Source organism: Streptomyces sp. NPDC002306 (assembly GCF_053593435.1).
The window spans coordinates 22,236-46,624 of the sequence record NZ_JBSFCK010000007.1 but is presented as its reverse complement, the minus strand read 5'-3'; the positions used below and the strand labels follow the sequence as shown (position 1 = coordinate 46,624).

The following is a 24,389-nucleotide window of genomic DNA, read 5'->3' as shown; positions in this document are numbered from 1 at the left end:
GAGGGTCAGCGGTGGTCGCTGCCCGCCGACTGGGTGGCGGCCCGGCCCGCTTCCAGCCGGGCCACCGGGATACGGAACGGGGAGCAGGAGACGTAGTCGAGCCCCACCTCGTGGAAGAAGTGGACCGACTCCGGGTCGCCGCCGTGCTCGCCGCAGACGCCGAGCTTGAGGTCGGGGCGCGTGGCACGGCCGGCCTGCGCGGCGGACTTCACCAGGGAGCCGACACCGTCCCGGTCGATCGTCTCGAAGGGGCTGACGCCGAAGATGCCCTTCTCCAGGTACGCCGTGAAGAACGAGGCCTCCACGTCGTCCCGGCTGAAGCCCCACACCGTCTGGGTGAGGTCGTTCGTGCCGAAGGAGAAGAACTCCGCCGCCTCGGCGATCTGGCCGGCGGTCAGCGCGGCGCGCGGCAGTTCGATCATGGTGCCGATCGCCAGCTTCAGCTGCACGCCGGTGGCCGCCTCGACCTCGGCGATGACCTGGTCGGCCTCCTCGCGGACGATCTCCAGCTCCTGGACGGTGCCGACGAGCGGGATCATGATCTCGGCGCGCGGGTCGGCCTTGGCGTTCTTGCGCTCGGCGGCGGCCTCGGCGATCGCCCGTACCTGCATGGTGAACAGTCCGGGGATCACCAGGCCGAGGCGGACACCGCGCAGGCCCAGCATCGGGTTCTGCTCGTGCAGCCGGTGGACGGCCTGGAGCAGGCGCAGCTCGTTCTCGTGCGGGTCCTTGCGGGCCTCGGCGAGCGCCACGCGCACGGACAGCTCGGTGATGTCGGGCAGGAACTCGTGCAGCGGCGGGTCGAGCAGCCGGACCGTCACCGGGAGGCCGTCCATCGCCTCGAACAGCTCGACGAAGTCCTGCTTCTGGAGCGGGAGCAGCTCCTTCAGGGACTCCTCGCGTTCGAGGTCCGTGTCGGCCAGGATCAGCCGCTCCACCAGCTCGCGCCGGTCACCGAGGAACATGTGCTCCGTACGGCACAGGCCGATGCCCTGGGCGCCGAAGCGGCGGGCGCGCAGCGCGTCCTCGGCGTTGTCGGCGTTGGCGCGCACGCGCAGCCGGCGCTTGCGGTCGGCGAACGCCATGATCCGGTGCACGGCCTCGACCAGTTCGTCGGCGTCGTCGGCGCCCGCGTGCATCCGGCCCTCGAAGTACTCCACGACCGGGGAGGGCACGACGGGTACCTCGCCGAGGTACACCTTGCCGCTGGAGCCGTCGATGGAGATGACGTCGCCCTCCTCGACGACGTGCCCGCCGGGGACCGTCATCCGGCGGCGCTTGGTGTCGACCTCGAGCTCCTCGGCGCCGCACACGCACGTCTTGCCCATGCCGCGCGCGACGACGGCCGCGTGGGAGGTCTTGCCGCCGCGCGAGGTCAGGATGCCCTCGGCCGCGATCATGCCGTCCAGGTCGTCGGGGTTGGTCTCCCGGCGGACCAGGATGACCTTCTCGCCCGAGCGGGACCACTTGACGGCCGTGTACGAGTCGAAGACCGCCTTGCCGACCGCCGCGCCCGGCGAGGCCGCGATGCCCCGGCCGACCTGTTCGGTCTTCGCCTGCTCGTCGAAACGCGGGAACATCAGCTGGGCCAGCTGGGCGCCGGTGACGCGCTGGAGCGCCTCGGTCTCGTCGATGAGGCCCTGGTCCACCAGCTGGGTGGCGATGCGGAAGGCGGCGCCCGCCGTGCGCTTGCCGACGCGGGTCTGGAGCATCCACAGCTGGCCGCGCTCGATGGTGAACTCGATGTCGCAGAGATCCTTGTAGTGGTTCTCCAGGGTCTCCATGATCCGCATCAGCTGGTCGTACGACTTCTTGTCGATCGCCTCCAGCTCGGCCAGCGGGACGGTGTTGCGGATGCCCGCGACCACGTCCTCGCCCTGGGCGTTCTGGAGGTAGTCGCCGTAGACGCCCTGGTGGCCGGAGGCGGGGTCGCGGGTGAAGGCGACGCCGGTGCCGGAGTCCGGGCCCAGGTTGCCGAAGACCATCGAGCAGACGTTGACGGCCGTGCCCAGGTCGTGCGGGATGCGCTCCTGGCGGCGGTAGAGCTTGGCGCGTTCGGTGTTCCAGGAGTCGAAGACCGCGTGGATGGCGAGGTCCATCTGCTCGCGCGGGTCCTGCGGGAAGTCCCGGCCGGCCTCGGTCTTGACGATCCGCTTGAACTTGGTGACCAGCTTCTTGAGGTCCGCGGCCTCCAGCTCGGTGTCGACCGTGACCTTCTTGGCGTCCTTGGCCTTGTCCAGCGCGTCCTCGAAGAGCTCGCCGTCGACGCCGAGGACGGTCTTGCCGAACATCTGGATGAGGCGCCGGTAGGAGTCCCAGGCGAACCGCTCGTCGCCGGCCTGCTGGGCGAGGCCCTGCACGGACTTGTCGGAGAGGCCGATGTTCAGGACGGTGTCCATCATGCCGGGCATGGAGAACTTGGCCCCGGAACGGACCGACACGAGGAGGGGGTCGTCGGCCTGGCCGAGCTTCTTGCCCATCGTCGCTTCGAGGGCGTCGAGGTGCGCACTCACCTCGTCACGCAGTGCCGCGGGCTCCTCGCCACTGTCGAGGTAGGTCTTGCAGGCCTCGGTGGTGATCGTGAAGCCCGGGGGGACCGGAAGGCCCAGGTTGGTCATCTCGGCGAGGTTGGCGCCCTTGCCGCCGAGAAGGTCCTTGAGGTCCTTGTTGCCCTCGGTGAAGTCGTAGACGAACTTCACGCCCTCAACGCTGGTGCCGTGTCCGGCTCCCAGGAGATCTTTGTTTTCCGACACGGGTCTCGACTCCTCGAGGACGCGGTGGCTGCCCTGACGGCCAGGAACATACCCAGATCGAAGGCGTCTGGGTACGTCCACTCGTGCGTCATGCGCCTGTAACGCAACGTCCGCCAGCGGATCGAAAGTCAAAGCTTGGCAAGCGTCAGGCAGCGGATGTTTTCACTTGTTGAACACATCGGAGCGGCCAGACCCCTCAAAACGCTCACCTGAGCGACTCAGGGCACGTCTGATTTCGATCGATGAACGATCAGAGCGTGGCACTCAGTGCCACTCCTTGGAGAAGTGCAGTCGCCCAAGATCCGCTCATCTGAGCGGATCCCTTATCAAGGGTGGCGAGAATCACGCTTCCACAGGCGACCGGATTTCACCATCCGGACGTCCGCCCGGACCGGAAACACGCTTGTCATCCGCTTCACATACCGAGCGCGAGCAGGCGTTCCTCCACCCGCTCCGGCGCGTACAGGTACTCGACGACCATCGCACCGGCCCCCACCAGCCCGGCCCGCTCCCCGAGCCGCGAGGTCACCACATCGAGCCGGGCCGTGGAGCGTGGCAGCGCGCGCTGGTACAGCAGCTCCCGCACGCCGGTGAGGAAGGCGGTTCCGGCCAGATCTCCGGCGATCATCAGCACGCCGGGGTTGAGCAGGGTCACGACGGTCGCGAGAACGTCCCCGACCTGGCGCCCGGCCTCGCGCGCCAGCGCCGCCGCCTCCGGATGCCCGGACGCGAGCAGGTCGCGCACGTCCGAGCCCGACGCCGTCGGCAGGCCCGCCTCGGCGAGCCGCCGGGCCACCGCGCCACCGCTGGCGACCGCGGCCAGACAGCCGTAGGAGCCGCACCGGCACAGCGCCTCGGCGCCCACCCGGATGTGCCCGATGTCGCCCGCGCCGCCGTCGACGCCCCGGTAGACCGAGCCGTCCACCACGACACCCGCGCCGATCCCGGTCGACACCTTCACCAGCATGAACGCCGAGCACTGCGGGTATCCGGTGCGCTGTTCGCCGTACGCCATGAGGTTGGCGTCGTTGTCGACGAGCACCGGGACCGGCGGGGCACCCGTGTGCTCGGTGAGGGCGCGGGCCAGCCGGCCCCTGATGTCGTAACCGTCCCAGCCGGGCATGATCGGCGGCTGGACGACCCGGCCGGTCTCGCTGTCGACCGGGCCCGGCACCGCGAGCCCGATGCCGCAGACCTCGCCCGCCGGGCGCCCCGCCGCCTCCAGCAGGTCGGCGAACCACCGGCCCAGCTCGCCCAGCACCGCGTCCGGGCCGTCCTCGACGACCAGGGTGCCGGAGTGCTCGGCGAGGAGCTCGCCGGTCAGCGTGAGGACGGCGGCGCGCGCGTGCCGGGTGTCGAGATCCGCGACGAGGACGACCGCGTGGGCGTCGTCGAACTCCAGGGTGATGGAGGGGCGGCCGCCCAACGGGGAGTCCACGGGGCCGCCGGCGCCCTCGCGCAGCCAGCCCGCGCGGAAGAGGCGTTCCAGGCGCTGGCCGACGGTCGCGCGGGACAGCCCGGTCACCTGCTGGAGGGCTCCGCGGGTGATGGCGCGGCCCGTGCGCACCAGTTCGAGCAGCTCGCCGGCGCTCGCCTGGCCGCCCGTCCTCGTGGCCCTGCCCGTCCTGCCCGGCCGTCCGGTCATGCGCACCCCCTTGTGTTTCTCAACCTTGCATTACATATTGAGTTTTGCGTGTTAAATAGACGTAACCCTACGGTAGCCACTGCCGAACCGGTCCGCCCTACGACGTCTTCGGGGAGCCCGAGTGGATCGCACCGTCCAGCTGACCGCCCGTCCCGCGGAGCGCGCCGTTGCATACGATCCGCCGTCCTCGGCGCGTTCGCTGCACCTCAGGGCCGCGCGCGTGCTGGACGGCAACTGGACGGGAACGTCGACGGTGCCCTCGCGCGGCCTGTATCCGCACCAGTGGTCCTGGGACTCGGCGTTCATCGCGATCGGCCTGCGGCACGTCTCGCCGCTGCGCGCCCAGACGGAGCTGGAGACGCTGCTGGCCGCCCAGTGGGGTGACGGACGGATCCCGCACATCGTCTTCAACCCCTCCGTACCGCTCGACGCCTATTTCCCGAGCCCGGACTTCTGGCGCTCCTCGACCGCGGGGCGCGCCGCGGGCGCCCCGCGCACCGTACAGACCTCGGGCATCGTGCAGCCACCGGTCCACGCGCTGGCCGCGTGGCTGGTGCACTCCGCCGACCCCGGACTGTCCCGGGCGCGCGGCTTCCTGCCCAGGGTCTACCCGGGTCTCGCGGCCTGGCACCGCTACCTGCTGCACCGCCGGGACCTGGGCGGCGGCGGGCTCGTGTCCGTCGTGCACCCCTGGGAACAGGGCATGGACAACAGCCCCTGCTGGGACGCGCCCCTCGCCCGCGTCACCCCGGCCCCGGCCCGCTCCTTCCGCCGCGCCGACCTCGACCACGGCGCCGCCGAGGACCGGCCCACCGACCTGGACTACGGGCGGTACGTGCGGCTGGCGACGGACTACCGGGACGGGGAGTACGCGGACGGCGCCGGGGAGTTCGCCGTGGAGGACCCGGCGTTCAACGCCCTGCTGATCGCCTCCGAGCACGCGCTGGCCCGGATCGCGCACGAACTCGGCGCGACCGGGACCGCCCGGCACGCGCGCGCTCAGCGGCTGACCGCGGCGCTGGTGGAGCGGCTGTGGGACCCGGCGGAGGGGATGTTCCTCTGCCGGGACGTCCGCGGGGCACGGACGATCCCCGAGCGCGGCGTCTCCGGACTGGTCCCGCTCCTGCTGCCGGGCCTCCCCCGCGACATCGCCGCCGCCCTCGTCCGCACCGTCCGCGGACCCCACTTCGGGCTGGGCGCCGGCACCCGTCTCGTACCGAGCTACGACCTCCTCGGCGAGGCCTTCGACCCGCACCGCTACTGGCGGGGTCCGGCCTGGTTCAACACCGGCTGGCTGCTGGAGCGCGGGCTGCGGCTGCACGGCGAACAGACACGGGCCGACGCGCTGCGGACGGCGATGCTGGACATCGCCGACGCGACCGGGTTCGCGGAGTACGTGGATCCGTACACCGGCGAGGCCTGCGGCGCGGCCGGCTTCAGCTGGACCGCGGCGCTCGCGCTCGACCTGCTCCACCGGCCCTCGGGACACCGCGTGTCCACCACGGGCATCGGCACGTTCGACATGGGTGACATGGGAGGGGACCGAGGATGACGGACCGGCTTCATCTGCTGGTGTACGGCGGCACGTTCGCCGCCGTGGGCGACGGCGGGGACATCAGCGGCGTGCGTGGCGGCTCTCCCGACGGGTTATTCGTGCGCGACGCCCGTCACCTCAGCCGCTGGCAGCTCACGGTGGACGGCGCGGTGCCGGAGGCGCTGTCACCGGTCGCGGACGGGGACACGGCGCAGTGTGTGCTCGTACCGCGCGGCGGGCGCGCCGAGCCGCCGGCGTGCACGCTCTTTCGTGAACAGGCCGTCGGTGACGGCTCGTTCGTCGAGACGGTCCGGGTCACCAGCAACCGTCCGGTGCCCACCACCGTCCGCCTGGCGGTCACCGCGGACGCCGACTTCACCGACCAGTTCGAGCTGCGCTCCGACCATCGCACCTACGCCAAGTCCGGTGCCCTGCGCTCCCGTCAGATCCTCGACGACGGAGTGGAGTTCACCTACCGGCGCGGGGAATGGCGTTCCTGTACGACGGTGACGGCCGAGCCCGCGCCGGACGGCATCGAGGAGACCGGCACCGGCGCCCGCCGTCTGGTGTGGACGCTCGATCTCGCACCGCACGGCACGCAGGAGCTGACGCTGCGGGTGATGGCCCGGCCGCACGGCGAGAGGCGGGCCCTGCGGGTGCCGAGCTCCCCGGCCGCCCTCAACAGCCGACTCCTCGCCCTGGAAGGACGTTTCGTGGAGGGCGTGGCCTTCCCGACCGGCTGGCCGGAGCTGGCGGCGGCCTGCGCCCGGGGCCTCGCCGACCTCGCCTCGCTCCAGGTCCCGGCGACCGGCCCGGACGGCGAGGAGCTGCGGGTTCCGGCGGCGGGGGCCCCGTGGTTCCTCACGCTGCTCGGCCGGGACGCCCTGCTGACCTCCCTCTTCGCGCTGCCCTACCGGCCGCGGCTGGCCGCCGACACGCTCCGGGCGCTCGCCGCGGCCCAGGCGACCGACACCGCCGTGGCGGCGGTCTCGCAGCCCGGCAAGATCGTGCACGAGCTACGGCACGGCGAACTGGCCCACTTCGGCCAGGTGCCGTACGGGCGTTACTACGGCTCGGTCGACGCGACCCCGTTGTTCCTCGTCCTGCTCGGCGCGTATGTCGAGCACACCGGGGACGGCGCGCTGGCCCGCCGGCTGGAGCCGCACGCCCGCGCGGCGATCGGCTGGATGCTGGACCACGGCGGGCTGACGTCCCGCGGCTACCTGGTCTACCGCGCCGACCAGGGCGGCCTCGCCAACCAGAACTGGAAGGACTCCCCCGGCGCCATCTGCTCGGCCGACGGCACCCGCGCCCGCGGCACGGTGATGGCGGCGGGCGCCCAGGGGTACGCCTACGACGCCCTGCGCCGTACGGCCTGGGTGGCGCGCACGGTCTGGGCGGACGAGGTGTACGCGGCCCTGCTCGAACAGGCGGCCGCCGACCTGCGCGACCGCTTCCAGCGGGACTTCTGGATGCGGGAGCGCGCCTTCCCGGCGCTGGCGCTGGACGGCGAGGGCCGCCAGGTCGACGCGCTGGCCTCGGACGCCGGACATCTGCTGTGGTCGGGGCTGCTGGACAAGGAGTACGGGGAGGTCGTCGGCCGGCGTCTGCTCGAACCGGACTTCTTCTCCGGCTGGGGTGTCCGCACGCTCGCCTCCGGGCAGTCGGCGTACCACCCGTTGTCGTACCACCGGGGTTCGGTCTGGCCGCACGACAACGCGCTGATCACCCTGGGCCTCGCCCGCTACGGCCTGCACGACGAGGCCCGTACGGTCGCCCACGCCCTGGTGGACGCGGCCACCGCGAAGGGTCACCGCCTCCCCGAGGTCCTCGCGGGGTACGGCCGGGACACCCACGCGGAGCCGGTTCCCTACCCGCACGCGTGCGTACGGGAGTCCCGGTCGGCGGCCGCCCCGCTCGCGCTGCTGACGGCCGTCGGGGGCGCGTAGGCTTCCGTCCGGCGGAGCCCTGCGGCACTGTTGACGAGGCGTTTGCCGGGTGTTTGCCCTGTCTCGTGAACGGACCCGGAGGAGGGGCCGTACGGGATGGTGGCGGGCCCGGCCTCCCCGAGCATGGCCCGCCACTCCGTCACGCGCCTCGCACGGAAGGACCTCCGTTGCCCCAGCACACGAGCATTCGCCAGGAACCGGACACGGCAGGGGTTGCCGCGGGCGAGCTCCCGACCCCGGACGTCGACGAGGGGTCACCTGCGGCGACACAGGACGAGCCCACGGCCCCGGAGGGGACCGAGGCCGAGAGCTCCGCGAGGGCCGAGGACGAGAGCCCCGCGGGGGCCGAAGACGGAAGCCCCGCAAAGGCCGAGGGCGACGAGTCCGGGACAGCGGAGGACGACGAGTCCGAGGCAGCCGCAGCGACATCGGCAGCAGTAGCAGCGGCAGCCGACGCGTCCGACGCCCCGTCAGCCGGTGCTCCCCGCAAGGCGACGGCCGAGACGGCCACGGACCCAGCGGACGCGGCGGACCCGGCGGACCCGGCGGACAAGGCCGCCCCGGAAGAGGTCGCCGCCGAACCGACGGAGACCGAGACCGAGACCGAGCCCGGCACCCCCGACCGCCCCGACCGCCCCACCCGCCCCGGAATCCGGGGCCGTTGGCGGGGCTGGCGGGCGAAGCACCCCGGTGCCTCGCGGGCGCTGTCCCTCACCGTCACCGTCCTCGCCGCGCTGCTCGTGCACGTCTGTCTCCAGATGCCGAGCACGCTCAGCAGCCTGAAGTGGGAGGAGTTCCTGCGGCTGCCCGCGGAGGCGGTGATGCTGGCCGTCGTGCTGCTGAGCCTGCCGCGCCGCCCGCGGCTGGTGGTGTCCGCGGTCGTCGGTGCGCTGCTCGGTGCCGTGACCGTCCTGAACATGCTGGACATGGGGTACAACGACTACCTCGGCCGGCGCTTCAACATCGTCCTCGACTGGGGCCTGCTCGACGACGCCCGGTCGTACCTGGCGGACTCGCTCGGCGGGACGGTCACGCTCCTGCTCACGATCGGCGTGTTCGCCGTCGTGGTGCTGCTGCTCGTCCTCGTCGCGCTCGCCCTGGTCCGGCTCGGCAACCTGCTCGACCGGCACCGCGCCGGGGCGACCCGGGCCACGCTCCTCGTCGGCACCGTCTGGATCACCTGCACCGCCCTCGGCCTCCAGTTCGGCGGCACCCCGATCGCGTCGCAGCACACGGCCGGCGTCTTCAAGTACCAGGTCCGCGCGGTGCAGGAGACCCTCCAGGACGAGGCGGCGTTCGCGAAGGAGGCCGGGCGGGACACCTTCGGCAACACCCCGCCCGACCAGCTGGTGCCCGATCTGCGCGGCAAGGACGTGATCTTCACGTTCATCGAGAGCTACGGCCGCAGCGCGATCGAGGATCCGGTCATGGCGCCCGGCGTCGACAGCACGCTCACCACCAGCACCGAGGCGCTGGCGAAGGCCGGCTTCCACGCCAAGAGCGGCTGGCTGACCTCGGCGACGTACGGCGGCAGCAGCTGGCTCGGCCACTCCACCACCCTGGCCGGCCTGTGGATCGACAACCAGCAGCGCTACCGGACCGTCATGTCCAGCGACCACCTCAGCATCACCAAGGCGTTCCAGAAGACCGGCGACTGGGACACGATCGGGGTCATGCCCGGTGTGCAGAAGGCCTGGCCGGAGCAGAAGTACTACGGCCTCGACAAGGTCTACAACGCCTTCCAGATGGGCTACCGGGGCCCGAAGTTCAGCTGGTCCACCATGCCCGACCAGTACACGCTGGAGGCGTTCCAGCGGCTGGAGCACGGCAGGAAGCGCGACAAGCCACTGATGTCGGAGATCATCCTGACCTCCAGCCACCAGCCGTGGGCGCCCATCCCGAAGATGGTCGACTGGGACACCCTCGGCGACGGTTCGGGCTTCGAGAGCATCGAAGAGGCGGGCAACAAGGCGGCGGACGTCATCGCCGACGCCACCAAGTCCCGTGAGGAGTACGGCAAGTCCGTGCAGTACTCGGTGACCGCCCTCACCCAGTGGCTGGAGCGCTACGGCAGCGAGGACACCGTCCTCGTCTTCCTCGGCGACCACCAGCCGATCTCCCGGGTCAGCGGTACCCACGCCAGCCGTGACGTGCCGATCTCGATCGTCGCCAAGGACCCGAAGGTCCTCGACAAGATCGCCGGCTGGAACTGGTCGGACGGGCTGCGGCCCGCTCACGACGCGCCGGTGTGGAAGATGAGCGCGTTCCGCGACCGCTTCCTGACGGCGTACGGCTCGACCCCGCACCCCAGCGCGGGCTGATCAGCCCCCGGAGGAGTCGAGTTCCGCGTCCTCGCTGATGCCCGAGCAGTCGTACGGGTCGTCCAGCCAGCCGTCCGGCAGCACCACCCGGTTGTTGCCGGACGTACGGCCGCGGGGCCCGTCGGCGCCGGTCGGCCAGGCCTGGTCGAGGTCCAGCTCGTCCAGGCCCGCCCTCAGGTCCGCCAGGGACGAGGTGATCGCGAGCCGCTTGCGCATCTCGGAGCCGACCGCGAAGCCCTTCAGGTACCAGGCCACGTGCTTGCGGAAGTCGATGACCCCGCGCGCCTCGTCGCCGATCCACTCGCCGAGCAGGGTGGCGTGCCGGACCATGATGTCGGCGACCTCCTTGAGGCCGGGCCGGGCGAAGTCCTCCACCCGGCCCTCGAAGGCGGCCACCAGGTCCCCGAACAGCCAGGGGCGGCCCAGGCAGCCACGGCCCACGACGACGCCGTCGCAGCCGGTCTCGCGCACCATGCGCAGCGCGTCCTCGGCCGACCAGATGTCGCCGTTGCCGAGCACCGGGATCTCCGGGACGTGCTCCTTCAGCCGGGCGATGGACTCCCAGTCGGCGGTGCCGCCGTAGTGCTGGGAGGCGGTGCGGCCGTGCAGGGCGATCGCGCTGACGCCCTCCTCGACGGCGATGCGGCCCGCCTCGAGGTAGGTCATGTGGTCGTCGTCGATGCCCTTGCGCATCTTCATCGTCACCGGCAGGTCCCCGGCCCCGTCGACCGCCTCGCGCAGGATCGCCCGCATCAGGTTGCGCTTGTAGGGCATGGCCGCGCCGCCGCCCTTGCGCGTCACCTTCGGCACGGGGCAGCCGAAGTTCAGGTCGATGTGGTCGGCGAGGCCCTCCTCCGCGATCATGCGGACGGCCTTGCCCACGGTCGCCGGGTGGACGCCGTACAGCTGGATCGACCGCGGGTCCTCGCTCGCGTCGAACCGGATCAGCTGCATGGTCTTCTCGTTGCGTTCGACCAGCGCGCGAGTCGTGATCATCTCGCTGACGAACAGCCCTTTGCCGCCGCTGAACTCCCGGCACAGGGTGCGGAACGGCGCGTTGGTGATCCCGGCCATGGGGGCCAGTACGACGGGCGGCCGGACGGTGTGCGGGCCGATCTGGAGAGGCGATGCGGGCGTGGGCATTCCCCCATTGTCCCGCACGCCCGCGGGTACTCGGGCACCCGCCCGGTGAAACCTCCCGCCGACCATGTAACAACCATTAGTTAGCCGCACTATCGAAATGCGCGTACGATGGATCGCATGCCCGAGCTCAGCCATCGCCGACGTCTGCTCGTGCTCGCGATCTGCTGTATGAGCCTGCTGATCGTGAGCCTCGACAACACCGTCCTGAACGTCGCCCTGCCCTCCCTCCAGCGCGACTTCCACGCTTCGACGTCCGGGCTCCAGTGGACGATCGACGCGTACACGCTGGTGCTGGCCGCGTTGTTGATGCTGGCGGGCTCCACGGCCGACCGGATCGGCCGGAAAAGGGTCTTCATGGCGGGCCTGATCATCTTCTCGGTCGGCTCACTGCTGTGCTCCCTCGCCCCGAACCTGGACGCGCTGATCGCGTTCCGCATGGTGCAGGCGGTGGGCGGCTCGATGCTCAACCCGGTCGCCATGTCGATCATCACCAACACCTTCACGGAACCGCGCGAGCGCGCCCGGGCGATCGGCGCCTGGGGCGCGGTCGTCGGCATCTCCATGGCGGCCGGACCGCTGGTGGGCGGGCTGTTGGTGGACTCGGTCGGCTGGCGGTCGATCTTCTGGATCAACCTGCCGGTCGGACTCACGGCCCTGCTGATGACCCTCCGCTACGTCCCCGAGTCCCGTGCGCCGAAGGCCCGCCGCTTCGACCCGCTCGGCCAGTTGCTGGTGATCGTGCTGTTCGGCTCGCTGACGTACGCGATCATCGAGGCGCCGAACGCGGACCTCGCCTCGGTCCTGCCGTTCGCGGCGGTCGCCGTCGCGGCCCTGGCCGGGCTGCTGTGGTTCGAGCCCCGACGCCCGGAACCCCTCATCGACCTGCGCTTCTTCCGGTCGGCGCCGTTCAGCGGGGCCACGGTCGTCGCGGTCAGCGCGTTCGCCGCGCTCAGCGGCTTCCTGTTCCTGTCGACGCTGTACCTCCAGAACGTCCGCGGGCTCGACGCCCTGCACGCGGGTCTGTGGATGCTGCCGATGGCGATACCGGCGTTCGTGTGCGCGCCGCTGTCCGGCCGGCTGGTGGGCAGCCGGGGCCCGCGGCTGCCGCTGCTGATCGCCGGTCTCGCGATGACGGCGAGCGGGGTGCTGTTCGGGGCCTTCGAGGCGGAGACGTCGAACGCCACCCTGTTCCTCGGCTACGCCCTGTTCGGCATCGGCTTCGGCTTCGTGAACGCGCCCATCACCAACACGGCGGTGTCCGGCATGCCGCGCACCCAGGCCGGTGTGGCCGCGGCCGTCGCCTCCACCAGCCGCCAGCTCGGGCAGACGCTCGGTGTCGCGGTGATCGGCGCGGTGCTGGCCTCGGGCGTGGGAGCGTCGTCGTACGCGCAGTCGTTCGTGTCCGCGGCCCGGCCCGGCTGGTGGATCCTCACCGGCTGCGGCTTCTGCGTCCTCGTGCTCGGCGTGCTGACCAGCGGGCGGTGGGCACGCCGCACCGCCGAGCGGACGGCCGAGCGCCTGGAGTCCGTGGAGGTACGGGACATGGTGGGCGCGGGCGGCCGCGCCTAGAAGCGCCCGGACGTACCCAGGGCCCGCCCGGCGGTACCCAGGGCCCGCCCGGCGGTACCCAGGACCACCCGGCCGAGCGGGTCCTCGGTCCCGCTCGCCCTCCCCCGCTTCCCCGTCCGCTCCCGCGACGCGGGGGCCCCGGCGAGGGCACGGCTTGGCGAACTCACCGTGAAGAATCCCCTGTTGATGTTGGTCTTGCTGCACACTCCTTGCTGGCCGAGGTTTGCCCGGAGTGACCGTCGGAGGCGTCATGCCGATCAACGCGAGCAAGGTGTCCCGCTGGGACCAGCACGGGCGCGAGCACGTGGTCACGGTGCGGCGTGCGGGCGGCCGGCGCACGATCAGGTGCGAGACGTGCGGCTGGCGGCAGGGCGCGCAGTTCCTGCCCTGGCTGAAGGCGCAGGAGCACCTGGCGGAGGCCCACCAGGCCACGGTGGACCCGTCGGAGACCCAGGAGGCGTCACGATGAGCTTCCGGAGCGCGGCGCTCTCGGCGAGATGACTCTCGGGAGCGCGGGGAACCCGGCGACGCGATGACTTTCCGCGGCGCGGGGAGTCGTCGTCCGCACGATGCCCCGCTCCACCGGAAGGCCCGCCATGAGCGCTCTGTACGACATCCTGCGACGCCGCGTCGAGGACGGCACGGTGCCCGGTGCCGTGGGCCTGCTGGCCCGCGGCGAGGACGTCGAGGTGGTGGCCGTCGGTTCCGCCGACACCGAGGGCACCGCCCCGATGGCCCGGGACTCGATCTTCCGGATCGCCTCGATCACCAAGCCGGTCACGGCGGCGGCGGTGCTGATGCTGGTTGAGGACGGCCGGATCGGCCTGGACTCGCCGGTCGAACGGTGGCTGCCGGAACTGGCGAAGCCGATGGTCGTACGCACCCCGTCCAGCCCCGTGGACGACGTGGTGCCCGCGGCCCGTCCCGTCACGGTCGAGGATCTGCTGACCTTCCGGGCGGGCTGGGGCTTCCCCTCGGACTTCGCCCTGCCCGCCGCCCGCGCCCTGTTCGAGGTCCACGGGGACGGCCTCGCCCCGCGGGGCCGCCCGGACCCGGACACCTGGGTGGCCGCGCTCGCCGAGGTGCCGATGCTGCACCAGCCGGGCGAGGCCTGGCTCTACCACACCTGCTCCGACCTCCAGGGCGTGCTGGTGGCCCGGGCGTCGGGCGGCACGCTCCCCGACTTCCTGGCGGAGCGGGTCTTCGAGCCGCTGGGCATGCGGGACACGGCGTTCGCGGTACCGGCGGCCGAGCGCGGCCGCTTCACGACCTCGTACCGGCCGGGTCCGGTGCCCGGCGCCCTGGAGCGGGCGGACACCCCGGACGGTGCCTGGAGCCGGGTCCCCGCGTTCCCGTCGGGCGGCGGCGGGCTGGCCGCCACGGCCGACGACTGGCTGGCCTTCGCACGGCTGCTCCTGGCAGGCGGTGAGGCGGGCGGCCGCCGGCTGCTCTCCCCGGAGTCGGTGAGCCGTATGACGACCGACCACCTCGCGCCCCGCCAGCGCGAACGGGCAGCCCTCTTCCTGGAGGGACAGGGCTGGGGCTACGGCGGCCAGGTCGACATCGCTCCCCTGGCTCCCTGGAACGTCCCCGGCCGCTACGGCTGGGTCGGCGGCACCGGCACGACGGCGCACCTGGTCCCGGCCACGGGCTCGGTCGCGATCCTCCTCACGCAGGTCGCCATGGCGAGTCCGACTCCGCCCGCGCTGATGCGGGAGTTCTGGCGGTGCGCGGCGGGCGGCTGAGCGTGGCCGGGACCACCAGGATGGGCGGCTGAGCGGGCCCGGGACCACCACGGCGGGCGGCTGAGCGGGCCCCGGGGCGACGGTGGTTCAGGCGGTGCGCAGGCCTCGTACCAGCAGGTCCACGACCGCTTCGAACTCCGTCTCCGCGCCCGGCTTCGCCCATTCGCGGGCGTAGCACGGGTCGTGGAAGCGGGCCGTGGCCTGGAAGACCGCGCCGGCGGCGGCCCCGGGGTCGGGGGCGGTGAAGGTGCCCGCCGCGACACCCGCCGTCACGATCCGGGCCAGCTGGCCGGTCAGGTCGGTGACGTGCTCGCCGACCGCCTCGCCGTTCTCGTCGACCAGCACCATGTAGGTGGCGAACAGCTCCGGGTCGTCGCCCGCCTTGCGGCGCTTGGCGTCGAACAGACCCCGGAGCCAGGCGCGCAGCCGGTCCTCGGGGTCACGGTCCTCGGACACGATCGCAGAGAGGGTCTGCGCGGTACGGTCCAGCCACCGCTTCGTCACGGCCTCGCGCAGCGCCGCCTTCGTACGGAAGTGGCGGTAGACACTGCCGTGGCTGACGCCGAGCGCGCGGGCCACGTCCACCACGGTGGCCTTCGCCGGGCCGTGGCGGCGCAGCACGTCCTCGGTGGCGGCGAGGATGCGCTCCGCGGTCAGGGTTTCGCTGGTGGGAGACATGACTCCGACCGTACCCGGCGGCCCGGACGCTACTTGCTGCCGAGGTGGCTCATCGCCGCGGCCGGGTAGCGGTCGCCCGCCGCCGCGTCCGCCGGGACGGCCTCCTCGATCGCCGCGAGGTCCGCCGCGTCCAGCGTCACGTCCAGCGCGTCCAGCGACTCGCTCAGCCGCTCCCGGGTGCGGGCGCCGATCAGCGGCACGATGTCCTCGCCCCGGGAGAGCACCCAGGCGATGGCGATCTGCGCGACGGTGGTGCCCTTCTGCTCGGCGATCTTCCGCAGCGCGTCGACGAGGTTCAGGTTGTGCTGGAGGTTCTCGCCCTGGAAGCGCGGCGAGTGCGCCCGGTAGTCGTTCGCGGCGAGCTGCCGGTCGCGGGTGAAGTGGCCGGAGATCAGACCGCGGGAGAGCACGCCGTACGCCGTGATGCCGATGCCCAGTTCTCGGGTGGCGGGCAGGACCGACTCCTCGATGCCCCGGGACAGGAGCGAGTACTCGATCTGGAGGTCGGCGATCGGGGCGGTGGCGGCGGCCCGGCGGATGGTGTCGGCCCCGACCTCGCTCAGCCCGATGTGCCGGACGTACCCCTTCTCGACGAGTTCCGCGATCGCGCCGACGGTCTCCTCGATCGGTACGGCGGGATCGAGCCGGGCGATGCGGTAGACGTCGATGTGGTCCACGCCGAGGCGCTGGAGGGAGTAGGCGGCGAAGTTCCGTACGGCGGCCGGACGCCCGTCGTAGCCGGACCAGGTGCCGTCCGGGTCGCGCAGCGCGCCGAACTTCACGCTGACCAGGGCCTGTTCGCGCCGGGCCGCGGGGGCGGAGCGCAGGGCCTCGCCGACCAGCATCTCGTTGTGGCCCATGGCGTAGAAGTCGCCGGTGTCGAGCAGGGTCACACCGGCCTCCAGGGCCGCGTGGACGGTGGCGATGGACTCGCCGCGGTCCGCGTCCCCGTAGAGCGCGGACATGCCCATGCAGCCGAGGCCGAGGGGGAAGACCTGGGGGCCGGTGGTTCCGAGGGTTCGGGTGTGGATCGTCATGTCCTCCACTCTGCCATGACAGCTGACAGATTTCAATATCTGTCAGCTGATACCTGTCAGCCGGCAGCCTGATATCTGCCGGGGCCGGCCCCCGTCGGCGGTCGCCGCCACCGGCGTTCGCTCCGTTTTGGTCCAGACCCATTGACGAGAGGTCTGGACCACGAGCACTGTCATGTCTACGACACCTCACCGACCCCCCACCGGGAGGCCCCGTATGCTCCGCCGCACGCTGCGCCTGTTCACCGCCGCGCTGACCACGGCCGTCCTCGTCCCCCTCTCGATCGCCGCCGCCCCCACCGCGTCCGCGGCCGACACCTGCGCGGTCAAGTCCCGCCCGGCCGGCAAGGTGCTCCAGGGCTACTGGGAGAACTGGGACGGCGCCGCCAACGGCGTCCACCCGCCCTTCGGCTGGACCCCGATCACCGACTCCCGGATCGCCGCGCACGGATACAACGTGCTCAACGCGGCCTTCCCGGTCATCCGCTCCGACGGCACGGCGCTGTGGGAGGACGGCATGGACGCGGGGGTCAAGGTGGCCACACCCGCCGAGATGTGCGCGGCCAAGGCGTCCGGCCAGACGGTCCTGCTCTCCATCGGCGGGGCGGCGGCCGGCATCGACCTCAGCTCGTCGGCCGTCGCGGACCGGTTCGTCGCGACGATCGTCCCGATCCTGAAGAAGTACAACTTCGACGGCATCGACATCGACATCGAGACCGGCCTGGTCGGCAGCGGCAGCATCGGACAGCTCTCCGCGTCGCAGGCCAACCTGATCCGCGTCATCGACGGCGTGCTCGCGAGGATGCCGTCGAACTTCGGCCTGACGATGGCCCCGGAGACCGCGTACGTGACCGGGGGCAGCGTCGCGTACGGCTCGATCTGGGGCGCGTACCTGCCGATCGTGAAGAAGTACGCCGACAACGGCCGCCTGTGGTGGCTCAACATGCAGTACTACAACGGCAGCATGTACGGCTGCTCCGGCGACTCGTACCAGGCCGGCACGGTGGCCGGGTTCACCGCGCAGACCGACTGCCTGAACCGGGGCCTGGTGGTGCAGGGCACCACCGTCCGGGTCCCCTACGACAAGCAGGTGCCGGGCCTGCCCGCCCAGTCGGGCGCGGGCGGCGGCTACATGTCACCGAGCCTGGTCTCCCAGGCCTGGCGCCACTACGGCACCTCGCTCAAGGGTCTGATGACCTGGTCGGTGAACTGGGACGGCTCGAAGAACTGGACCTTCGGCGACAACGTCAGGTCCCTTCAGGGCCGTTGACGCACGACGTCCGGGGCGGCCGCCACGCCCCGTGAACGCGCCGGTGCCGGGCCCCGAACGGGACCCGGCACCGGTGTGTGTCGCGAGGTGTCAGGCGCCGATCAGACGGCTCGCCAGGTAGCCCTCGATCTGGTCCAGCGACACGCGCTCCTGCTTCATCGAGTCGCGCTCACGCACCGTCACGGCGTTGTCGTCCAGCGTGTCGAAGTCGACGGTCACGCAGTACGGGGTGCCGATCTCGTCCTGACGGCGGTAGCGGCGGCCGATGGCGCCGGCGTCGTCGAACTCGATGTTCCAGTGCTGCCGCAGGGCCGTGGCGAGGCCCTTGGCCTTCGGCGACAGCTCCGGGTTGCGGGACAGCGGCAGGACCGCGACCTTCACCGGGGCCAGCCGGTGGTCGAGGCGCAGCACCGTGCGCTTCTCCAGCTTGCCCTTGGCGTTCGGGGCCTCGTCCTCGATGTAGGCGTCGAGGAGGAAGGCGAGCATCGCGCGGCCCACACCGGCCGCGGGCTCGATGACGTAGGGGGTCCAGCGCTCGCCGGCCTCCTGGTCGAAGTAGGAGAGGTCCTGGCCGGAGGCCTTGGCGTGGGCGCCCAGGTCGTAGTCCGTGCGGTTGGCGACGCCCTCCAGCTCACCCCACTCGTTGCCGCCGAACTGGAAGCGGTACTCGATGTCGGCGGTGCGCTTGGAGTAGTGGGAGAGCTTCTCCTTCGGGTGGTCGTACCACCGCATGTTCTCCTCGCGCAGGCCCAGGCCGGTGTACCAGTTCCAGCGCTGCTCCATCCAGTACTCCTGCCACTTCTCGTCCTCGCCCGGCTTGACGAAGAACTCCATCTCCATCTGCTCGAACTCGCGGGTGCGGAAGATGAAGTTGCCGGGCGTGATCTCGTTGCGGAAGGACTTGCCCATCTGCGCGATGCCGAACGGCGGCTTGCGGCGCGAGGTGGTCTGCACCTGGGCGAAGTTGGTGAAGATGCCCTGGGCGGTCTCGGGGCGCAGGTAGGCGACGGAGCCGCTGTCCTGGGTCGGGCCCAGGTGGGTGGAGAGCAGGCCCGAGAACTGCTTGGGCTCGGTGAACTGGCCCTTGTTGCCGCAGTTGGGGCAGTTCACGTCCGTCAGGCCGTTCTCCGGCAGGCGGTGGTGCTTGGCCTCGTAGGCCTCCTCCAGGTGGTCCGCGCGGAACCGCTTGTGGCACGAGGTGCACTCGGTCAGCGGGTCCGTGAAGGTGGCGACGTGGCCGGAGGCGACCCAGACCTCGGGGGCCAGGATCACGGACGAGTCGATACCGACCACGTCCTCGCGCGACGTCACCATGTAGCGCCACCACTGGCGCTTCAGGTTCTCCTTGAGCTCGACGCCCAGCGGTCCGTAGTCCCAGGCGGCGCGCTGGCCGCCGTAGATCTCACTACAAGGGAATACGAAGCCACGGCGCTTGCTCAGGCTGACGATGGTGTCGATCTTGTCGGCGGCCACGGTGCTCTCTTCATAACGACGACGGGCGACGAAGCGAGATGCTTCCAGCGAATGCTTCAGCGTACCGGCGCAGGCTCCCCCTCAATCAAATCGGGCCGGGGTCCGGACGTCCGCCGGACCTCACCGAGCCGTTACCGAGCCGCTTGTTGACAACGGTTTCCATATTTGTTGAAAATGAGTGTCATGAACGTACGACGACAGCACATATCCGGGGTCGCGGTCGCGGCGGCCACCGCCCTCGGCCTCGGGACCCTCTCGGCCTGCTCCACCGACAGCGTGGCCATGGGCAACACGGACAAGTTCGACGTCGTCGCGTCGTTCTACCCCATGGCCTTCCTCGCCGAGCGGATCGGCGGAAATCATGTGCACGTCACCAGCCTCACCAAGCCCGGCCAGGAGCCGCACGACCTGGAGGTCAGCGTCCGGCAGCGGGTGGGCATGGAAGCCGCCGACGCGGTGCTCTACCTCAAGAACCTCCAGCCCGCCGTGGACGACGCCGTCGCCCAGTCCGAGGTGCGGACGAAGATCGACGCCGCTTCCCTGACCACGCTGGAGCGGCACGGCAACGAGGTCGGCGGCCACGCGGCCGAGCACGACACCCACGAGGACGGGGAGTCGGCCGGCGCGGACCCCCACATCTGGCTCGACCCGGTGAAGTACGCCGAGGTCGCCAAGGGCGTCGGCGCCGCCTTCGAGAAGGCCGACCCCGACCACGCGGCGGACTACCGGAAGAACACCGCCGCCCTGGTCGGCAGGCTCGACGAGCTGAACACCCGGTTCGAGGACGGACTGGCGCACACCGGCTCCAAGGTCTTCATCACCACGCACGCCGCCTTCGGCTACCTCGCCGAGCGCTACGGCCTGACCGAGGAGGCCATCAACGGCCTGGACCCCGAGTCGGAGCCGAGCGTGAACCGTGTGAAGGACCTGGAGCGGCTGGCGAAGGCCGACGGCGTCACGACCGTGTTCTACGAGACGCTCGTCAGCGACAAGACCGCCCGGACGGTCGCCCGGGACGCGGGCCTGAAGACGGACGTCCTCGACCCGATCGAGGGCATCACGGACAACTCCCGCGGCACCGACTACTTCTCGGTCCAGGAGGCCAACCTCAAGGCCCTGCGCACCGCCCTGGGCGCCAAGTGATCTCCACGGAGGAGGCAGGCATGAGCGAGCCCGTCATATCGCTGCGCGGCGTCCGCGCCGAGCTGGGTTCGCGCCCGGTCCTGCGCGGGATCGACCTGACCGTGCGCCGCGGTGAGGTCGTCGCGCTGCTCGGCGCGAACGGCTCGGGCAAGTCGACGGCCGTGCGCAGCGTCATCGGCCAGGTGCCGGTCAGCGCCGGCGAGATCGAGCTGTTCGGCACCCCGCGCGCCCGCTTCCGCGACTGGCGGCGGGTGGGTTACGTACCGCAGCGCACCACGGCCGCCGGCGGGGTGCCCGCGACGGTCACCGAGATCGTCGCCTCGGGGCGGCTGTCCCGGGCCCGCTTCGGCGTCCTGCGCAAGGCCGACCACCAGGCCGTCCGGCGGGCCCTGGAGCTGGTCGGCATGGCGGACCGGGCGAAGGACTCGGTCAACGCCCTCTCCGGCGGCCAGCACCAGCGGGTGCTCATCGCCCGCGCCCTCGCCTGCGAACCCGAACTGCTGATCATGGACGAGCCGATGGCGGGCGTCGATCTGGTCAGCCAGGAGGTGCTCGCGCACACACTCGCCGAACAGGTCTCCCGGGGGACGACGGTCCTGCTGGTGCTGCACGAACTGGGCGCCGTGGAGCCGCTGATCGACCGGGCGGTCGTGCTGCGCGACGGCTGCGTCCTGCACGACGGGCCGCCCCCGCAGGCGGTCGGCCAGCACGCGCTGCCCGGCCACGACCACGTACACCCGCACGCTCCGGCGGGCGCGGAACCGATCCGCACGGGACTGCTGAGCTGATGGAACTCCTCGACTACGCCCTCGTCCAGCGAGCCCTGCTCGCCGCCGTCCTGGTCGGCCTCACCGCCCCCGCCGTCGGCATCTATCTCGTCCAGCGCCGCCAGGCCCTGATGGGCGACGGTCTCGGCCATGTCGCGATGACGGGCGTCGGCCTCGGCGTGCTGCTGAACACCTCACCGGTGTGGATGGCGACGGCGGTCTCCGTCCTCGGCGCGATCCTGATGGAACTGATCCGCTGGTACGGCAAGACCCGCGGCGACATCGCCCTCGCGATGCTCTTCTACGGCGGCATGGCCTGCGGCGTGATGTTCATCAACCTCGCGCCGACCGGCTCGAACGCCAACCTGATCTCGTACCTCTTCGGCTCGCTCTCGACGGTGTCCGTGTCCGACGTGACGGCGATCTGTGTGCTCGCCGCCTTCGTCCTGCTGGTCACCCTGGGACTGCGCCGCCAGCTCTTCGCGGTCAGCCAGGACGAGGAGTTCGCCCGGGTGACGGGCCTGCCGGTGCGCGCCCTGAACCTGCTGACGGCGGTCACGGCGGCGGTCACCGTGACGGTCGCGATGCGCGTGGTCGGCCTGCTGCTGGTGTCCGCCCTGATGGTGGTCCCGGTCGCGGCGGCCCAGCAGCTCACCCGCAGTTTCGCGGCGACCTTCGCGATCGCCGTCGCCATCGGCGTGACCGTGACCATCAGCGGCACGATCACCTCGTACTACCAGGACGTGCCGCCCGGCGCGACGATCGTGCTGCTCACCATCGGGGCCTTCGTGGCCCTGACCGCGCTGGCCGCTCCGCTGGCCCGGCGGCGCGCCCGGGCGCTGGCCGCCGCGCAACCCGCCGGAGACCCGGCAGAGTGTGCGATTCCGGCCGGACGGGGGGCCGAGGGCACGGTCGGCGTCTGACCGGTGACACGCCGGACTGGCACAATGGCCCGGCAGGCGCAGACGTGAGGAGGCAACCCGTGACCACCGCTGGACCGCCCGTGAAGGGCCGCTCCACCCGGCAGCGTGCGGCCGTGGCGGCGGCGCTCGACGAGGTCGACGAGTTCCGCAGCGCGCAGGACCTGCACGACATGCTCAAGCACAAGGGCGACTCGGTCGGCCTGACCACCGTCTACCGCACGCTCCAGTCCCTCGCCGACGCCGGCGAGGTCGACGTGCTGCGCACCTCCGACGGCGAGTCCGTGTACCGTCGCTGCTCCTCGGGGGACCACCACCATCACCTGGTCTGCCGGGTGTGCGGCAAGGCGGTGGAGGTGGAGGGCCCGGCCGTGGAGAAGTGGGCGGAGGCCATCGCGGCGGAACACGGCTACGTCAACGTGGCCCACACCGTGGAGATCTTCGGCACCTGCGCGGACTGCGCGCAGTGCGCGACGGCACCCCGACAGGACTGAGCGGGCCGCCGTCTACAGGCGGGTCAGATGGCGGTCGAGGATCGCCCGCAGCCGGTCCGCGTCGGCGGGGTCGGCCAGACCGCGCTTGGGCAGCAGCGTGAAACAGGTCGCGTTCTTGTCGTCGCTGTAGAGCACGAACAGTTCGCGGCTCTCCCGGTAACGGGGCTGCCCCGCCCAGTTGGCCGTGGCCGAGCCGATGTCGTGGGTCACCGTCACCCCGGTTTCCGTCACGACGGTCCGGAAGACCCCTCTGGCCGCGACCGTGCGCTGCACCGCGCGCCCTTGTATCTGCGGCATGAACAGCAGCAGGACCGCGGTGAGGGCCGGCCAGGGCAGGAAGAACAGGTCCGTCTTCGCGCCCGCGAGCCCGGCGGCGGCCTGTACGGCGGTCAGGCAGAACAGCGTGCCGATGATCCAGTACCCCCGGCGCCCCGCCCTGGTGAAGCGCCGGCGCTCCCACAGCACCGTCGTGAAGTCCTGCGCGGTCGGCCGGAAGTCCAGCTCGACCGTCTCCTGTACGGCGTCCCGCCCCATGTCCATGACCATGAGGCGGGATCGTACAGGGGGTGATCAGGTGTCGATCACACGCGGCCGAAGCAGCGTTCCAGCTCGTCCAGGTCGTAGAACGTGCTGCCCTTCGACACCGGCCGGCAGCCGGCCCTGAACGCGGTCTCCTTCTCGTTGTAGAGCATCCGGACCAGGTACCGGCCGCCCTTGCGGAAGACGTCCCACTGGATGTTCCCGCCCAGCGGCGCCACGGACGCGCCCCGCCAGGGGTTGCCGTCGCGGGTGTACGGCCGGTCGGCGGTGACCGGCCGCGTGCTGCCCGGCAGGCCCATCAGCACGGCCAGCGGGATGATCTCCTCGGCGTGCGTGAAGCGGAGTTCGGCGCCCAGCGTGCTGGTGCCGTCCCGCTTGGCCTCCACCTGTGCGAAGAAGTCGTCGAGCAGCACGTCGGCCATCCGGTACGTGATGTCGCTGTCGGCGAAGCCGGGCCCCTTCTCGTAGAAGTCCTCGACATCGCTCAGGTAACCGAACCAGGCCGCGTCCGAGGCCGAGAGGTACCGCCGCATCCCCCAGTCCCCGTCCGGGCTCTCCTGGCTCATCGCGGGCGCGATGGCGTAAAGGTGGTAGACGGCCTGGGCCGCGGCGACCCGGTCGGCGTCGGAGAGCGTCTCGACGAACGCGTCCTTGAAGATCTTCCGGAGCACCCTGCGGGCGGCCGCGTGGGTCTTCGGCTGGTCGGTGATGCCCGCCAGTGTGCTCGCCAGGCGCTGGTCGTTCTCGAGGTAGTCGCGGTAGGCGGCGCCACCGGCGGCCTTGTGGAAGTAGAGCAGGTCCTTGTCGGTGCGGGTCGGGCCGATGAGCGGCTTCAGGGCCGGGTCGGTGCCGGCGAGGGCGGCGGCGAACAGGTCGCCGCTGTCGACCGCGCGGCCCTGGCCGGAGCTGACGACGTCGATCTTCTCGCCGTTCGCCACGATCCGCGCGAAGAGGGACGGCAGACGGCCGGCCGTGCGGACGGCCGTGTCCTGGATCTCCTGCTTGCCGCGGGCGCTGAGGTCGCCGTACCCGACCTTCTCCATCGCGGCGAGCAGAGCCCGCACCTTCGGGCCGAACTCCGCTCCCCTACGGGTGAGTTGGCCGGACGCCCGCGCCTTGTCCCACTGCGCGAGGATCAGGTCGCCGTCCTCGCTGTCGGTGGCGGCGCGGGAGCCGTGGCGGGAGACGTTCTCCGTGAAGACGGGGGTGAACCCCGCCGGGGGCCGCTGGTAGGAGCGCGGGCTCTGCAGCGGGGCGTACGGCGCCTTGGTGCCGTAGCTGTCGAGGTGCGCCGGCTGCCGGTCCGCGGCCTGCGTGGGCAGGGCCGTGACCAGCAGGGCGCACACGGCGAGCGTGAGGAGGGGGGTGACGCGTCTCATGAGCGGATCGTCGACGGTCCGCGTGAACCCCC

General features: G+C 71.6%; 19 protein-coding genes. 11 read left to right on the top strand and 8 right to left on the bottom strand.

Annotation, left to right across the window (positions count from 1 at the left end):
- Nucleotides 1–5 precede the first annotated feature (5 nt).
- Together ppdK and ACWCQK_RS16020 are read right to left on the bottom strand one after the other, a co-directional pair.
- The gene (gene ppdK, locus ACWCQK_RS16025; RefSeq protein WP_451155749.1) at nt 6–2,753 is read right to left on the bottom strand and encodes a pyruvate, phosphate dikinase; all 2,748 of its coding nucleotides are present in this window, start codon (nt 2,751–2,753) and stop codon (nt 6–8) included.
- Between the two features lie 415 nt (nt 2,754–3,168).
- A complete protein-coding gene (locus ACWCQK_RS16020; RefSeq protein ID WP_451155748.1) occupies nt 3,169–4,398 on the bottom strand; it encodes an ROK family protein in 1,230 nt (409 codons plus the stop codon).
- Nucleotides 4,399–4,519: 121 nt separating this feature from the next.
- Between ACWCQK_RS16020 and ACWCQK_RS16015 the strand changes: the two genes are divergently transcribed.
- The 3 genes from ACWCQK_RS16015 (at nt 4,520) to ACWCQK_RS16005 (ending at nt 10,202) form a co-directional block, all read left to right on the top strand.
- Nucleotides 4,520–5,950, top strand: a complete 1,431-nt coding sequence (locus tag ACWCQK_RS16015) for an MGH1-like glycoside hydrolase domain-containing protein (RefSeq protein ID WP_451155747.1) — start codon at nt 4,520–4,522, stop codon at nt 5,948–5,950.
- On the top strand, nt 5,947–7,881 hold the full coding sequence (locus ACWCQK_RS16010) for an amylo-alpha-1,6-glucosidase (protein WP_451155746.1): 1,935 nt from the start codon (nt 5,947–5,949) through the stop codon (nt 7,879–7,881). Before ACWCQK_RS16015 ends, ACWCQK_RS16010 begins: the two co-directional genes overlap by 4 nt.
- Before the next feature lie 758 nt (nt 7,882–8,639).
- Nucleotides 8,640–10,202 (top strand): CDP-alcohol phosphatidyltransferase, encoded by a 1,563-nt coding sequence (locus tag ACWCQK_RS16005; RefSeq protein WP_451156027.1) that lies wholly within the window; start codon nt 8,640–8,642, stop codon nt 10,200–10,202.
- Here the strand turns inward: ACWCQK_RS16005 and dusB are convergent, their stop codons facing one another.
- Nucleotides 10,203–11,345 carry a tRNA dihydrouridine synthase DusB gene (dusB, locus tag ACWCQK_RS16000; RefSeq protein WP_451155745.1) on the bottom strand — a complete coding sequence of 381 codons (1,143 nt, stop codon included), beginning with the start codon at nt 11,343–11,345 and terminating at the stop codon, nt 10,203–10,205. It abuts the gene before it with no gap.
- 117 nt (nt 11,346–11,462) lie between these two features.
- Between dusB and ACWCQK_RS15995 the strand changes: the two genes are divergently transcribed.
- The 3 genes from ACWCQK_RS15995 to ACWCQK_RS15985 all read left to right on the top strand — a co-directional run bounded on the left by ACWCQK_RS15995 (nt 11,463) and on the right by ACWCQK_RS15985 (nt 14,659).
- Nucleotides 11,463–12,914 (top strand): MFS transporter, encoded by a 1,452-nt coding sequence (locus ACWCQK_RS15995; RefSeq protein ID WP_451155744.1) that lies wholly within the window; start codon nt 11,463–11,465, stop codon nt 12,912–12,914.
- Nucleotides 12,915–13,164: 250 nt separating this feature from the next.
- Complete coding sequence (locus ACWCQK_RS15990; RefSeq protein ID WP_451155743.1) at nt 13,165–13,383, top strand: hypothetical protein; 219 nt, start codon at nt 13,165–13,167, stop codon at nt 13,381–13,383.
- Nucleotides 13,384–13,510: 127 nt separating this feature from the next.
- A complete protein-coding gene (locus ACWCQK_RS15985) occupies nt 13,511–14,659 on the top strand; it encodes a serine hydrolase domain-containing protein (RefSeq protein ID WP_451155742.1) in 1,149 nt (382 codons plus the stop codon).
- An 87-nt stretch (nt 14,660–14,746) separates the two neighbouring features.
- Here the strand turns inward: ACWCQK_RS15985 and ACWCQK_RS15980 are convergent, their stop codons facing one another.
- Complete coding sequence (locus tag ACWCQK_RS15980; protein WP_451155741.1) at nt 14,747–15,337, bottom strand: TetR family transcriptional regulator; 591 nt, start codon at nt 15,335–15,337, stop codon at nt 14,747–14,749.
- A 29-nt stretch (nt 15,338–15,366) separates the two neighbouring features.
- On the bottom strand, nt 15,367–16,374 hold the full coding sequence (locus ACWCQK_RS15975; protein ID WP_451155740.1) for an aldo/keto reductase: 1,008 nt from the start codon (nt 16,372–16,374) through the stop codon (nt 15,367–15,369).
- A gap of 214 nt (nt 16,375–16,588) precedes the next feature.
- On the opposite strand from ACWCQK_RS15975, the gene ACWCQK_RS15970 reads away from it, so the two are divergent.
- Entirely contained in the window at nt 16,589–17,641 is a 1,053-nt protein-coding gene (locus tag ACWCQK_RS15970) for a chitinase (protein WP_451155739.1), read from the top strand.
- A gap of 90 nt (nt 17,642–17,731) precedes the next feature.
- Here ACWCQK_RS15970 and ACWCQK_RS15965 read toward each other — a convergent pair whose 3' ends face one another.
- The gene (locus ACWCQK_RS15965; protein ID WP_451155738.1) at nt 17,732–19,114 is read right to left on the bottom strand and encodes a glycine--tRNA ligase; all 1,383 of its coding nucleotides are present in this window, start codon (nt 19,112–19,114) and stop codon (nt 17,732–17,734) included.
- A gap of 183 nt (nt 19,115–19,297) precedes the next feature.
- Here ACWCQK_RS15965 and ACWCQK_RS15960 point away from each other — a divergent pair, with 183 nt between their 5' ends.
- From ACWCQK_RS15960 to ACWCQK_RS15945, 4 genes are read left to right on the top strand one after another with little or no spacing between them, the layout of a single operon-like run.
- Nucleotides 19,298–20,257 carry a metal ABC transporter substrate-binding protein gene (locus tag ACWCQK_RS15960; protein ID WP_451155737.1) on the top strand — a complete coding sequence of 320 codons (960 nt, stop codon included), beginning with the start codon at nt 19,298–19,300 and terminating at the stop codon, nt 20,255–20,257.
- A gap of 20 nt (nt 20,258–20,277) precedes the next feature.
- A complete protein-coding gene (locus ACWCQK_RS15955) occupies nt 20,278–21,045 on the top strand; it encodes a metal ABC transporter ATP-binding protein (RefSeq protein ID WP_451155736.1) in 768 nt (255 codons plus the stop codon).
- Nucleotides 21,045–21,947 (top strand): metal ABC transporter permease, encoded by a 903-nt coding sequence (locus ACWCQK_RS15950; protein ID WP_451155735.1) that lies wholly within the window; start codon nt 21,045–21,047, stop codon nt 21,945–21,947. Before ACWCQK_RS15955 ends, ACWCQK_RS15950 begins: the two co-directional genes overlap by 1 nt.
- Before the next feature lie 59 nt (nt 21,948–22,006).
- A complete protein-coding gene (locus tag ACWCQK_RS15945) occupies nt 22,007–22,438 on the top strand; it encodes a Fur family transcriptional regulator (protein ID WP_451155734.1) in 432 nt (143 codons plus the stop codon).
- 12 nt (nt 22,439–22,450) lie between these two features.
- Here the strand turns inward: ACWCQK_RS15945 and ACWCQK_RS15940 are convergent, their stop codons facing one another.
- Complete coding sequence (locus ACWCQK_RS15940; protein WP_451155733.1) at nt 22,451–22,984, bottom strand: YcxB family protein; 534 nt, start codon at nt 22,982–22,984, stop codon at nt 22,451–22,453.
- 35 nt (nt 22,985–23,019) lie between these two features.
- The gene (locus ACWCQK_RS15935; RefSeq protein ID WP_451155732.1) at nt 23,020–24,357 is read right to left on the bottom strand and encodes a histidine-type phosphatase; all 1,338 of its coding nucleotides are present in this window, start codon (nt 24,355–24,357) and stop codon (nt 23,020–23,022) included.
- Nucleotides 24,358–24,389 lie beyond the last annotated feature (32 nt).

Bases quoted from the DNA above. Each gene is read 5' to 3' on its own strand.
- ACWCQK_RS15980 (WP_451155741.1), bottom strand. From the start codon at position 15,337: ATGTCTCCCACCAGCGAAACCCTGACCGCGGAGCGCATCCTCGCCGCC.
- ACWCQK_RS15995 (WP_451155744.1), top strand. From the start codon at position 11,463: ATGCCCGAGCTCAGCCATCGCCGACGTCTGCTCGTGCTCGCGATCTGC.
- ACWCQK_RS16020 (WP_451155748.1), bottom strand. From the start codon at position 4,398: ATGACCGGACGGCCGGGCAGGACGGGCAGGGCCACGAGGACGGGCGGC.
- ACWCQK_RS15935 (WP_451155732.1), bottom strand. From the start codon at position 24,357: ATGAGACGCGTCACCCCCCTCCTCACGCTCGCCGTGTGCGCCCTGCTG.
- dusB (WP_451155745.1), bottom strand. From the start codon at position 11,345: ATGCCCACGCCCGCATCGCCTCTCCAGATCGGCCCGCACACCGTCCGG.
- ACWCQK_RS15940 (WP_451155733.1), bottom strand. From the start codon at position 22,984: ATGGTCATGGACATGGGGCGGGACGCCGTACAGGAGACGGTCGAGCTG.
- ACWCQK_RS15975 (WP_451155740.1), bottom strand. From the start codon at position 16,374: ATGACGATCCACACCCGAACCCTCGGAACCACCGGCCCCCAGGTCTTC.
- ACWCQK_RS15955 (WP_451155736.1), top strand. From the start codon at position 20,278: ATGAGCGAGCCCGTCATATCGCTGCGCGGCGTCCGCGCCGAGCTGGGT.
- ACWCQK_RS15950 (WP_451155735.1), top strand. From the start codon at position 21,045: ATGGAACTCCTCGACTACGCCCTCGTCCAGCGAGCCCTGCTCGCCGCC.
- ACWCQK_RS15970 (WP_451155739.1), top strand. From the start codon at position 16,589: ATGCTCCGCCGCACGCTGCGCCTGTTCACCGCCGCGCTGACCACGGCC.
- ACWCQK_RS16005 (WP_451156027.1), top strand. From the start codon at position 8,640: ATGCCGAGCACGCTCAGCAGCCTGAAGTGGGAGGAGTTCCTGCGGCTG.
- ACWCQK_RS16010 (WP_451155746.1), top strand. From the start codon at position 5,947: ATGACGGACCGGCTTCATCTGCTGGTGTACGGCGGCACGTTCGCCGCC.
- ACWCQK_RS15960 (WP_451155737.1), top strand. From the start codon at position 19,298: ATGAACGTACGACGACAGCACATATCCGGGGTCGCGGTCGCGGCGGCC.
- ACWCQK_RS15985 (WP_451155742.1), top strand. From the start codon at position 13,511: ATGAGCGCTCTGTACGACATCCTGCGACGCCGCGTCGAGGACGGCACG.
- ACWCQK_RS15990 (WP_451155743.1), top strand. From the start codon at position 13,165: ATGCCGATCAACGCGAGCAAGGTGTCCCGCTGGGACCAGCACGGGCGC.